We start from the raw sequence: 12704 nt of genomic DNA, 5'->3' as shown, positions 1-12704 counted from the left end.
GTTCTATTTCCTTTTTCTTCACAAATGGAATAATACATACAAAGCGTTATAGGTGGGATTATATGAAATTACATTGCTTAGTGATTGTTGTTTTAATGTTTAATTTGCCTAATTCGGTTATATCTGCAAACATCGAAAGTCCTCAAAGATTGAATACTGCTGATGTTGTTTCAATTCAAATTAGCAAGGGTTTACATGGAAAATACACAAAAACATATAAGGCTAAGAGGTTTTGGGAAAAGAACAAAATAACCAATGTAGTTAATTGGATAAATATTGCCACAGAAAATAACATAGAGAACGATACAGTTGTGTATGGCTATCCAGACTTTTTGCGAATTGATTTTAAAAATGGCGAGAATATCTATATTTCATATGCCCAAAAGTGTGAAGTAAGGAGAAATGTTGATTCAACAGAATACACTTGTAAGCGAATTGACGATTACATCACATACAAGCAGGGCGAAGAAACAAAGACATTATATTCTAAACAATTATTTGATTGGATGAAATCAATTTGAGAAAGCGGACAGACACGTGTTAATCATTAGAAATAAATTAGATAATGCGTTACAAGAATAATCCACACGATGGTGCTTTTCTTATGCTCATCAGAGCGTCTAGGATGCTTCGTATCGTAGCAAATAAAGCATAATCTATAATCCAAACTAAGTTGAATCTTATGAAGACTATATTGATAAGCTTTTCATGATTCTCTTCTTGCTGTTTTTGTTGGTGGAATAACTGTTTATCTTCTTAATAACCCTATAGTTGACCCTACTCCACATCCGACATTTTAGATAAAACATGGATTCGATTCAACTGCCATGAAAGAACGGGTTAACTTTCATGTTCTGTGGTGCATTGCAAAAGATGCATGGATGGCTAAAGGGCAGGATAGCAGAAAATGTGCGAAAAAGACGCTACTGGAGCGCCTATCATCTTTTTCGTTCTTTTGCTTTTTGTTTTTGCTTTGAATCATTAAGCTAACGGATAACGATAGTTCAGCGCAAACATAATGAGGCCGCCGCGGGATTGAACTGGCGGCCTTTTCCCACGCTAAACGGGCAGATTTGCTTAATAAATAATTTCCGATTTATGGTAAAATAAATAGTGTAGTTTTCGCAAAAAACACTCAAGGTGCTTTCTTCGTGAGAGGCATAATGTAGAATGGCTCGTACTAAGTATCAATTATGGTTAGACCCCATGTACTCGGAGGAAGTTAGGACAACGAGCTGAATAGGGTCCTTCCTTTTTTGTGTAAATAAAATGAACCTTCTAGTTTTGGCAAATAACGAGTGCTTCAAAATATTAGGAGGTGTAATAAATGAAGAAAGTTCTTATGTGGTTGATACTTTGCATGAGTATTATTACTAGTTGCTCTGAAAAAAATGAACCAAAAAGTATAGAGTTAAATGAGGTCTCTAAGACCAATTTAGCTAATTTCAAAATATCATTTACCCCAGTTTTTAATGCATCAGTAAAAAAATGGACATATGATTTAAGTATAATAAATATGAGTGAAATTACATTAGAGAATGTTGAAGTATATTTAGGATCATTCTATTCTAAGGCAAAAGTAATGGAGCCTAATGGAATGATAAGAGATAGTGGTCAATGGATACCTGATAACGATAAACAAGCAACACTTAAAATAAAGTGGTTCGAAAATGGTCAAATGAAAACTGGAGAAATTCTTTTTGAAATATGGCATATTAAGTAACATAAAAGAAAGTGCTTCTGCACGACGTTACCGGCGCATGAAATATTGTTAAAGTGCAGGAATAGAAATGTCATCCTTTTGTTGAGGATGATTGAACTAACGGATAACGATAGCACCATGACAACAGGCTGCCAGCATTATTGGCAGCCTGTACAGGTAACGTCCAGTTTAACGCAACAAATTATTACCAGAGATCCGTCTAATAAAGTGGGTAGGATAAAGACTTTTTTTTACTAGAAGGAGTGAAATATTGAAAAAGTTAGTTTTAGGCGTAGCCTTAACACTTGCCGTATGTGTATTTAGTGGTTGTAGTGCTTCGTCTGAAGCTGAAAAGGGGAATTACATTATTGCAAAGGAAGAGCAAAGAATCTTAGTGGCGAAGCAAATTTCTAAGAAGGATGCAGAAAGTAAGACCTTTGCTACCTTCAAAAAGAGTAATATCGAATTAGTCTATTATATTGTAGAAGATTCCCAACTCTACAACGAGCTTAGGGTAGGTGAAAAAGTTAATGTAACTCCTAAAACAAATGACAAAGGCGAATATATTGTAATGCAATCCGATCCCCCTCAAATTGTAGCTAGTGAAATAGAAAGACAAAAGGATTGATTAGGTTATTATGAACGAGAACCATAATAATAATAATCGTATCGTCGTTAAGCTAACGGGCACTACAGGAGGTATTTTAATGCGACAAATCAACGTTAGTGGATATTTTCGAAACAAAGACAACCATTAAAACGTCTAAGAAGTATAATTGGAATAATAAGGAATCAAATTTGTTCTTTCTTAAGTACACAGTAGAAAAGGATGTGTTCTGGGTGTCACGGATCTGGTTAATTTTAGTCCTCATATCGAGTATATCCGGAGTACTGTTTGTCACAGGATGCAAAAATACTCCGAGCACAGCACCATCAGCAACTTATACACCAAATGGAATGACCACTCCTACTCCCGGTTCCTCATCTGAGGTAATGAGCCCATCTACGCCTACTAGCATATCTAATACTTCTGAACCTCCCGTTAAAAATGAACAAAAGGTATCTTCGTTAGCTTCAAAAAACCTTGAAATAACTTTGGCTAGCACAAAGGAAGGATTTCGTATTGATCACGACGAAACATTTGGATTTTATGTGATGCAAACATTACCTACGCCACGAGGTGATGCTGTTTTACATGTTGTCAGAAGGATGGATCAGAGTACAGCGAATGACGCATGGTTTCGTAAAGACCTAGTACTTATTAAACCAGAAACGAAAGAAGTTCAAATCTACACCTTAATGAATGGATATACAACGGATTCATATTCTACAGATTCTATAACCCAAGTTCTCGGCTTTATAGATCAAGAACATATTATTTATGCCGCGATTCATGGAGATCAGGATACACCAACAACCTACAATATTGAAAAAATGAATGTATATAGCGGGGAAATGGAAGTGCTTTTTAATAATCAGCCGGACAATGTGTCTCCCGACTTTTATATGCCGGGCTGGTTAAACGATAAAAAAGAAAAGCTTGTCATAAACAGCTTCAAGGAAGGAACTACATGGGTGTTCGAACTATTAAATCATAATGTAATTAAACTGGAAGAGAAGTTCAAAAATACATGGCCTCAATTTGCATTGTTCCCATCACCGGACGGCAATTTATTCTGGTATCACGGAAAACTATACAACCTTCAAGGCCAATTGATCTATGCCCCGAATTCGTTGGGTAGAATTGAGCTTGGTTTATACTGGAGTCCCGATAGTCGCTATACAGTTCGTCATTTTGCAAACGATGATAAACCAGAAAATCTTTTATCTGGCGGAGAAAACGGCATTTTAACACCGCAAAGCCTAACCATAAATGATCGGACCGGGAAAATAGTTCAGCAGGTTGAAACAAATGACCCTAAGGTTCATCTCGAGCTAGTAGGCTGGATTTCTGAACAACAAGCAGCAGTTATTCAATATTATGAAATCGATCGAAGCCGGCCAGAAGATGACCAAAAAACGAAGGTTAACTATAAATTAATGAACCTTTTAACGGGAGTTCAGAAGACACTGAGCCCTACTAAGCTGGAGGATCTAACATCATCAACCAAATCCAGAGTAAGAACTTATTCTTGCTGCACCGCTCCAGAAATTCCTTTTTTTGTGGATACTAACAATAGTACTTTTTGGCGTTCAGAAGATCGGGCGATCTATCTCGGTCAGTTCACTAGCGGAGAACATGTATGGAATGTGGTAGATCATCGCCATGCTATGACGAAAATTTATGTTTTCTCGCCATTAACTAAAAAGATAAGAACGCTAGAAGATAAAAAGACTATATCGGACATCAGATTATTTTTAAAAAGTTGGGTTTTTGATACTGGCAATTTAACTTATCAAAAATTGGAAATGAAGTAAAGCAAAAATAGTTTGAATGCGTCCAGCAGCTAAAGGAGACTATCAGAATGAAAAACGTTATCCCGCTGGGGATATTATTGCTCGTCCTTATGCTCATAGGATGTGGGGACAGGGGAAATGGTGTATATACGTCTGTATCGTCCATTCCCCCAATACCTGAAGCATCTGAGTCTCCTCCCAGCTCAACGCCAGTATCGTCTCCGCCAGCTACAGAGGCAAACTTAGCGAAAGAAGATGACTCAATTAGAGCAATAGGTACGCATTCGGAGGGGCGACTACTCGTCAAACCTACAAACAAAGCGAGCGTAGCCCCTTTGGGGGCACCTAGCTGTTATGGGGTGCAGACTGATCTACGTTGGTTAGGAGACTATGAGGTGGTATGGGAATCCAAATCTGAGGGAATTGCAACCCAAATTAGTACATTCCCAATTGACTTCGAAATTGTACAACAAAATGATTCACCAGTCATCATGCAGCCATTTACCCTTGAAGATATGGATATATTTGCTTATGTTCCTCGTTACACCGATTGTCATGGTCTCGAAACTTACCTTTTCGGAGTTAGTAATGGGAAGGCTTTTCCGATATCGCTTGAGATAAAACCTGGAGTGAATTGGGCTTCTATAAGCCAATTGCCGCACCATCCATTCAAAGTTGCCAACGGAGAATTTATCGTGACTGGCGGTTATGGGGCGGGACAGGATTTCATTAACGTCTATCACTTCAGATATGATCCAAAGGAAAAGTCAATGATTCTGAAAAGTACAAACCAAGTGAAGCCTAACGATATATAACTACTGCGGAGAAATCCTATTCCTGAGCTAACGGCGAACGATAGTGGAGGAGCTTGATAATGGCAGCTCCTTTTTTTTGTTCATTAAAGTAACTGGCAGGTTTGTTTAAGAAGAAGGAAAAAAATAATAAGAGTTTAATGTATTATATTAAAAGAATGATTCGTGTAAAGATGAAAGTATAATTCCTAATGTAAGAAATGGAGGGTACCACTCATGTCTCAAGTAACTCTGAAAAAAATAACTTCTGAAAACTAGCGAGAAGCAATTGGACTTTCTGTAAATGTTGAGCAGCAAAAGTTTGTAGCCGCTGTCACACCTCCTGTTGCAATTGCTCTTGCCAAGGCGTACATCAGACCAGACGGCAAGATGGTCGATCCTTATGGGGTATACCAGCAGAATATCATGGTGGGTTTCTTCAATCTGCACTATACACCTGATAGCAAAGAAGACTATTGGCTTTTTCATTTTTTTATTGATAAAAGGTTTCAAAGAAGGGGATTAGGGTCTGCTGCGATAGACGTGTTGATTAAGCACATCAAAGACACCCATCTTTTTTGCCATCGCATTCGCTTGACTGTACATCCTGAAAACGATGCAGGCAAAAAATTCTACACGAGGCTTGGATTTACCGATGAGAATATTCTTACATACGGTGAACCGACATACTCCATTTATATTTAGGCGTATCTTGTTCAACTTACGGATACGATAGTTAAACATCTGAAGGGCTGCCGCGTTTAGGTAGCCCTTCACTCCGCTAACGGGCAGTAGAACGTGGTGGAACGACTATTTATCATCGCTCCTTTTGTGATACGGGTCACCGTAATGTATCTAAGCACAAAGTACAGTTTGACCACAAAATATACATCAGTATATAAAGACAAAGCCACTCCTGACAATGGAGTGGTTTCTTTGTATAGAACTTCTTTTTATTTAGTTGCATGTAAATACTCCTGTGGTTCATTATCGAATCCATCCCAGAATATCCATAGTCTTTGGCAGTCAGGACATTTGAAAAAACTTTGCATCTTCGTGTACAGTTCTTCGCTATCTATCTGTGCGTCATACTTATCATAATCAACGTCAGAGATGAATTTGTACTCGATCTTGCAAGGAATATCACCGTACCTCAGTACATTACCGCAAGTACACAGCATCTTTGGCATTTGTAAATGTCACCTACTTATGCGGAATCCATGTTTTGTTTAATCAGTTCAACGTTGTCCTTTCTTCCATAAAACCTTTCAATTTCAAGGGCAAGCCTTTTTGTTTCTTTACCCATGTATTTCAACGCTTGTTTCAGAATGGTAAAATCATCACCAATTCGTGCCATTATTGTTGTTGATACTACATTCCTCACTTCTATATCATCACAACTAGCCATTTCTTCAATGAATCCAAATACGTTCAATATGAATTGTGTATCTTTTTCGCTTTTTCCATCAACTAAAAGATTAATTAAAAATGGGTTTAATATATTACCAAAAGCTACGTGAGGAGGAATTTCCCCTTCTTCCTTCCACAATTCATCAAGTTCATTACTATAAGTTTGTTGTAGTTGAGGTATTACTTTGAGCATCTCTTGGACAATATTTTCATAATGCAGTTTCAAAAAAACTCACCTTCTTTCATCATTTTGTTATCAGCGGTTGGATTTAACGCTAATATCACCTCCATTATTGTACCATATATTGGGATTAATATAATGTCGTTTCGCTCCAAATTTCACTCATAGTCGAGCGGTGGAAGTGCTATACCTCTTTCGCTATTCAAACAACTTCATTTCGATGTAAACCACCCCCCACCTATAACTAAATATCAACATCAGAACTCCTAGACAGCCTTCTAAGGCATGTTTGCATCCCACCCAAAGGCATTCCCGCACTCCTATCGCCGTTCTCCTACTATCTTTATCTTTGTCAAAAAGTATACTTTTAGGGAGAGAAACGAATTAAATATATATGCATGTGTCATAAATTTCGCCTAGCATTTCTGAAATATTTCAAAATTGATTTACCACCATTTGAAATATGAAATCAGACAGCTGAACTACGAAACAATCGGATATATTACGGTGAACCGTAGCATAAATGGAAGTCAGGTCATTAAGCTAACGCAGAACGATAGCTCAACACAAAGCGTCTACCGCAGGGTAGCCGTCATCGTGCTAACGCGCAGAAGATCTTAATATTCCATGACTTTTGAATTAGGATATCTCTATTTAAAAAGGAGTACTAGGCTAATGTTTGTATGAAAACACGGCAAAATGTGTTCCGTTTTTTGCACATAATATACACATTACTAACTAACAGAAAACAGAGCTTGCATTTCTTAATAAAGTTTTGCTTTACACATCTGTCTGATGTGTAAAATAATCATAATGTCGAGTTATCGAAGGTAATTTTATGTTATCACCGAAATATTTCATCGTATCCAATAACTAACAATCTTATTGTTTATTATAGATAAGACAAGGGAGTAAACCGTTTTGAACAAATCTGCTATCGTAATATTCATTTGTGCTGCTGCTTTTGTCACTCTATTGACCACCAACTGGAGATTGCACGCAGCAACCGTTATCGAGCCTGGCCTCATAGAGAATCAAGAGATCCAAAGTGCAGTTAAACAAGAGTTAAGAATTCCGGTAAACTCAGTTTTGACCGAGCAAAACCTCGCGGCTGTAAAGAAACTTCGACTTGAGGGGAAACAGATTAGAACTATAGCAGGCGTGGAGAAATTGCCTAATCTTGAATCATTGTCATTGCAATACACATCTGTCCAAGACTTAACCCCAATCGCAAACTTAAATGGGCTTAAAAATTTGTTTATCACCAATAGCGATATTCGAGATATATCGCCTTTATCGCAACTGGACAATTTACAGTGGCTAGATTTATCAGGAAATGAAATCGAGAGCATCGAGTCTCTTTCCAAGCTCCGGGACTTACGTTCTGTCACTCTCGACAACAATCGAATTTTCGATTTTAAGCCACTTCTTAATTCTCCGAAATTATATATCGTCTCTTTGAAAATGAATCCGGTTGTTGACCTTACTTTTCTCAAACAAATTCCTATTCTACAAGCAGTCTATTTGAACGGCGTGCAAGTAATCAACTATGAAGTCTTAAAAGATATCAGGTCACTACATTACGTTATGATCAGTCCCGAGCAATATGATACAGAACTTCTCCTATGGCAGGAGTTGGCAGGAAATCAGGTCGATGTTGCGGTGATGCATAGTTCCAATACGCGTCTCGAAATAGATCATAAGTGGGTTCCAGCTGAGGGAAGCTATGCTCCTTTTGTTCGAAATGGGATTGTGTTAGTACCTGTAAGAATCGTTTCCGAGCAGCTTAAGTCTAAAGTAGATTGGGACGGGATTAACAGGGAAGTCAGTATTACACAAGGTAGCCGTATAATTCGGATGTCTATCAATCAGACTCAAGCCGAGATTGACGGTTCCCCCTTCGAACTGGAGGCCTCTCCTGTTATCGTAGACAATGTTACATTTGTACCGGTACGATTTATCGCAGAGGCATTGGGCTTACAAGTAAATTGGAACGAAGCCAAGCATACGGTTATCCTCTTGAGTCAGTCATGAAATAAAGGAACAGTTTTCTACATGGCTTAATAAGGAAATAAATACTTGTACGAAACACTCACGTTTGTGCAGTTGTTACGCTAACGGAAAACGTTACTTCAATAAACTACAAAATGAGGCTGCCGCTGCGAAAACGAGTGGCAGCCTCATTAAGCTATCGGGCAGGATAATGCAATTGGTTGGTCGGTCTTTTGGAGATTCTAACTGAAACGTAAGTAATATTGAAATCATTAGACATCAAAAGAAAAAGCCCTATTGGGCTAGTTGTTAAAATTACAGAATATATACTTTCCAATTTGTTTTACTGGTGTGTATGTTGCAGGTATAGTTGATACTTCAGGATTGTAATAATACAAACAGCCTTCTGTTGGGTCAAATCCGTTAATTGCATTTTGTACTGCATGCTTAGCTGAATCATCAGACGATATTTTCCAAATATTCCCATTACCTACAGATGTGAAATGCCCAGGCTGAAAAATGATTCCGCTAACACTTTTTGGGAAGTTATTGTTCTTTAAACGATTCATAACTACAGCCGCTATTGCCGATTTTGTAATCTGTGATTCATTTTCCCCCTCAGCATTAACAAATGACTCCAATAAATTAAGATCCATATGGGAGAGCAATTGGTTAGGGTTGTTACTCTCCTGGGGAGAAGTTGATTGTGCTGTTTCCAGATTAGATTGGATTTGCGATTGTTCATTTTGATTGTAACTAAAACCAACAAGAGTTAGTGTTCCTGCTATTAGAAGGGGTACCAGAAGCTTTAGCATCATGCATTCACATCCTAAATAGTGTTTTTCACGAATCATAACCATTATTACCAAAAAGTTGGAGAAAAACACAGTTTCACGATGATGAAACCTATAACTAAAGACGTGAATCACAAAGAATAAAAGAAAAAGAAGAAATCAAAGAATAACAGCCAGATCGTTTCACTAACGGAGAACTATAGTTAAACACCGAAAGGGCCGCCATTGGTAGCCCTTCATTACGTTAACGGGTAGTTTAGTGGAAAATGATTCATGTATTCAATCAGAGTGAATACATGCTAAAGTGGAATCGCCTAGAGCACTGTAACGGTCAGTTTAGAGGGGAACAATATGAAAAAACTAATAGAATGGATATTTCCATTAATTCTGGTATCAATAACTACTAGTTGTGATGAGAATGCGGATATTTCAAAAAATACGACTCCACCCAATATGATTGGAAAAATCACCGCTATCGACAACAACGAAGAAAGGTTTCTAATTGTTTCATCTGACAAATTCCTAGATCAAGATAAGAAAACGCCAGAAGCCGCTTGGTATAGCATGTTGGAGAATGCAGATATAGAGTATAAAGGGAAAGCGTTTAAAGCCGAAAACGTAAAAATTGGATCAACTGTTAAGGTGTGGAGCGATGGTAATATGTTATTTACTTACCCTGGAAAAGCTTTTGGTATTCGATTTGAGATTACTGCCATTGATCCTGGTAAAGGTGATATTAGAGGGAGAGTCACAGGTGTAGAGAGAACCGGCGAGGGTGTTAACGAGATTTGGTACGTAAACGTGGATGGGGTAAAATATCGACTGCTTAAATTCACACAAGTATGGAAAAAGGGAGCTCGTTCGAATTTCACTAGCATCAAGGTGGGGAACCAAGTTAAGATTTGGTTCGCCGGGTATGACTTAATAGGTTTTGAGAAGTTCGTGACGCAGGTCGTTATCTCCTAATTAAGATTATTTTTTATAAGGTGTTGTGCGTATTAAATTCATCCAAGATTCAACTAACGCAGAACGATAGTGGAGGAGCATGCCGTGAGACGGCTCCTCTTTTTTCATTGAAGTAACGGGAAGGATGCTTCCAATTTGTGTTAAAATTAAATTGTCAGTGCTGTAACGGGAAGAAGACGGATAAAGAGGTAGGTGATCGCAGTGTTACTTCTAAACGGTATCTCTGGATTTCTTGTCGATGATTTGCCAGAGATCGATTCTTTACAATTCAAAAGACTCTGTTACTCATTGGCAAACTATTCTAACGGGAAGATCCTGTCCTTTGAAGAACCACATGCAACACAAACTATAAAACAGAACTTGGTATACATAACGAAAGCATTATCATTTTGTTAAACTGTTCATATCCCTTCGTAGCGTTCGCTTCTTCAGTAAAATACTTCGAAATTGAATTTATCGATCATTCACTTTCTAATGTTGTATGTGTTTTAAATGACGGATTCAGGGTACTGTCTGTTATCGCATTAAATCAACAATTAGCACTAGATGAAAGAACTCTGACCTTGTTAAACGAAAATAGCCTAAATGAAGCGGAATTAAGCCGAATTTTTCTTTGGAAACCTAAAACCGTCGGAGATGTCATCTTTAATTTTTGGGACTAAAAAAAATAAAGTATTACGCTTACGAAAAACGATAGTTCAATCAAGACATGACGGCAGCCAGCTACAAGATCGGCTGCCGTTGTCCGTTGAACGGGCAGGATAGTGAATTAAGGAGGATTTGACGGACTCCTGACAAAATGCTAACTTTGCTACTATATTTAGCTTGAAACAATAACAGACTTTCGTTTTGCTTTGGATTGACCATATAGGTATAATATGGATAATAGACTAGATGCTAGAAGATTAAATGAAGGGGTCATCCAAAATGACAATGAAGTTCGTGTTGAAAATAGGTATTCCTTTCATGCTCTTGCTGTTCATGTTTTTCTTGGTCTATCAAGCTACCTTGGCGTGGAACCCGTTAGCAATACAAAAGAAAACCGTTGCATTCTTAAATGCAATTAAGACTCAAGAGTATAGGGAAGCTGAAAGACTGTTTGACGGGTCGATAGATAAGAATACCTGGGTGGACGAAATTCAGAAACTGCATGAGAAAGAAGGATTTAAACTCCTGGCATATGAAAATGTAAAAGCCGATTATGACGATGGAACTTTCGGAACAGGGCATGCAGATCTGACTATCGAGGTTGATGGAAAACCGTTGAAAGTTATGGCTATTCTCACATTCAGTTCAAGAGGTAAACCTAAGCAAATTTGTGCTGTTCATCCTTCAGGAACAAAACCCGGTTCAATCTCGGAAATAGTAGTATGGAACCAACTGGTCTGTGGTGCTTCTTTCTAAACATTTTTATTAAATTAACGGAAAACAATAGTTGAGGATTAACGGCGGAAACAGCAGTGAAACGTGTGGTCTAAATCCATACGTTTTTCGTTCGATAAAAGTAAATTATATCCATATAAGAAAAGTTTATGAACCTATAAAAAAAGCCCCTTATCAGGGCCGGTGTGACTTGAACTATTTCTTTCTTAATTTGAAGCATTTGCTTGCTGTTAGTAAAACTGTAAAGTGGAAAATTCGACTTCACTCAAGTTGGGGATAGAAAGCGTTTTGAGATGACGATAGATATACAAAGAATATAGCTGTAGACTGGCTAGATTCTCTTTTGGAGGCGAACAAGTGTTGTAATGATCGGGAACATCAACGTGTAAGCGAAGGCAGCCAGATATGTGCCGCAATACACACACGCTTCAGATGCGCAGGTTATTACGGCCACGATCGGCAGCCAACAACGAACTCAGCTATTGCGCTCAGTCTATAATTGTATTTACAATTAACGCAAACATAACTAATAAGCTGACGTCCCATCAAGTCGGAACACCAGCTTATTAGTTATTCTTGAGTTATGTTATACCCACTAGTTTCTATAATCCTTCCACTTCTTTTTCCAATAGGGAGCAGGATTCCTCATTACGAAGTTAAATACTACCATCGCTACAGCATAAATACCTTCGGCAACAAGTAGCCCATTATCTGACACTTTACCTATTAGCATGCCTAATACTAACGCACCCAATAGGCATTGGCCTACCAAAACTCCCAAAGCTTGTCTCCGACTTTCAAGCCGCTTGACCAGAAAAATGTAACTAAGAATTAATGGAGAAAAGATCCCGATCACAAGGCCAAATACGCCGGTCAGTGCAATAATCGCTGGGAAACCAAATAGGAATACTAACATAGCAAATAACTTTAGACCGCCCTTCATCTCACCACACCTCTCGTATCTTAATAAGAATTACGTACACTACTACCACTATAACAACATCATATACAATAATTTATCGGTTAGATTAGTCGTCATATTAATACAGTATTTGGATAATTACTAAACCTTTTGTGAAATATCAAAC

The 12704-nt window shown here is 37.9% G+C and carries 12 protein-coding genes; 9 read left to right on the top strand and 3 right to left on the bottom strand.

What is annotated here, in order from left to right; all coding sequences use genetic code 11:
- The first annotated feature begins 62 nt into the window (after nucleotides 1-62).
- The 6 genes from QFZ81_RS19505 to QFZ81_RS19480 all read left to right on the top strand — a co-directional run bounded on the left by QFZ81_RS19505 (nucleotide 63) and on the right by QFZ81_RS19480 (nucleotide 5595).
- Complete coding sequence (locus tag QFZ81_RS19505) at nucleotides 63-521, top strand: hypothetical protein (protein ID WP_307604250.1); 459 nt, start codon at nucleotides 63-65, stop codon at nucleotides 519-521.
- 806 nt (nucleotides 522-1327) lie between these two features.
- The gene (locus tag QFZ81_RS19500) at nucleotides 1328-1723 is read left to right on the top strand and encodes a hypothetical protein (protein ID WP_307604248.1); all 396 of its coding nucleotides are present in this window, start codon (nucleotides 1328-1330) and stop codon (nucleotides 1721-1723) included.
- Between the two features lie 250 nt (nucleotides 1724-1973).
- Nucleotides 1974-2330 carry a DUF3221 domain-containing protein gene (locus tag QFZ81_RS19495; RefSeq protein ID WP_307447342.1) on the top strand — a complete coding sequence of 119 codons (357 nt, stop codon included), beginning with the start codon at nucleotides 1974-1976 and terminating at the stop codon, nucleotides 2328-2330.
- A gap of 212 nt (nucleotides 2331-2542) precedes the next feature.
- A complete protein-coding gene (locus QFZ81_RS19490) occupies nucleotides 2543-4120 on the top strand; it encodes a hypothetical protein (protein ID WP_307604246.1) in 1578 nt (525 codons plus the stop codon).
- A 47-nt stretch (nucleotides 4121-4167) separates the two neighbouring features.
- Nucleotides 4168-4914, top strand: coding sequence for a hypothetical protein (locus QFZ81_RS19485; RefSeq protein WP_307604244.1), 747 nt, complete (start codon nucleotides 4168-4170; stop codon nucleotides 4912-4914).
- Nucleotides 4915-5280: 366 nt separating this feature from the next.
- Nucleotides 5281-5595 carry a GNAT family N-acetyltransferase gene (locus QFZ81_RS19480; RefSeq protein WP_307604242.1) on the top strand — a complete coding sequence of 105 codons (315 nt, stop codon included), beginning with the start codon at nucleotides 5281-5283 and terminating at the stop codon, nucleotides 5593-5595.
- Nucleotides 5596-6097: 502 nt separating this feature from the next.
- Here the strand turns inward: QFZ81_RS19480 and QFZ81_RS19475 are convergent.
- Nucleotides 6098-6526, bottom strand: coding sequence for a DUF7674 family protein (locus QFZ81_RS19475; protein WP_307604240.1), 429 nt, complete (start codon nucleotides 6524-6526; stop codon nucleotides 6098-6100).
- Between the two features lie 876 nt (nucleotides 6527-7402).
- On the opposite strand from QFZ81_RS19475, the gene QFZ81_RS19470 reads away from it, so the two are divergent.
- Nucleotides 7403-8515, top strand: a complete 1113-nt coding sequence (locus QFZ81_RS19470; RefSeq protein ID WP_307604239.1) for a stalk domain-containing protein — start codon at nucleotides 7403-7405, stop codon at nucleotides 8513-8515.
- Nucleotides 8516-8775: 260 nt separating this feature from the next.
- Here QFZ81_RS19470 and QFZ81_RS19465 read toward each other — a convergent pair whose 3' ends face one another.
- Nucleotides 8776-9291, bottom strand: coding sequence for a cell wall hydrolase (locus QFZ81_RS19465; RefSeq protein ID WP_307604237.1), 516 nt, complete (start codon nucleotides 9289-9291; stop codon nucleotides 8776-8778).
- A gap of 327 nt (nucleotides 9292-9618) precedes the next feature.
- Between QFZ81_RS19465 and QFZ81_RS19460 the strand changes: the two genes are divergently transcribed.
- Nucleotides 9619-10233, top strand: coding sequence for a DUF3221 domain-containing protein (locus QFZ81_RS19460; RefSeq protein WP_307604235.1), 615 nt, complete (start codon nucleotides 9619-9621; stop codon nucleotides 10231-10233).
- 927 nt (nucleotides 10234-11160) lie between these two features.
- The gene (locus tag QFZ81_RS19455) at nucleotides 11161-11637 is read left to right on the top strand and encodes a hypothetical protein (protein WP_307604233.1); all 477 of its coding nucleotides are present in this window, start codon (nucleotides 11161-11163) and stop codon (nucleotides 11635-11637) included.
- 574 nt (nucleotides 11638-12211) lie between these two features.
- Here QFZ81_RS19455 and QFZ81_RS19450 read toward each other — a convergent pair.
- Nucleotides 12212-12559, bottom strand: a complete 348-nt coding sequence (locus tag QFZ81_RS19450) for a hypothetical protein (protein ID WP_307448751.1) — start codon at nucleotides 12557-12559, stop codon at nucleotides 12212-12214.
- Between the last annotated feature and the right edge of the window lie 145 nt (nucleotides 12560-12704).

Source organism: Paenibacillus sp. V4I9, assembly GCF_030817295.1.
In the GTDB taxonomy this organism is placed as follows: Bacteria; Bacillota; Bacilli; order Paenibacillales; family NBRC-103111; genus Paenibacillus_E.
Note: the sequence above shows the minus strand (reverse complement) of the source record. Positions and strands in the feature narration are given on the sequence as shown.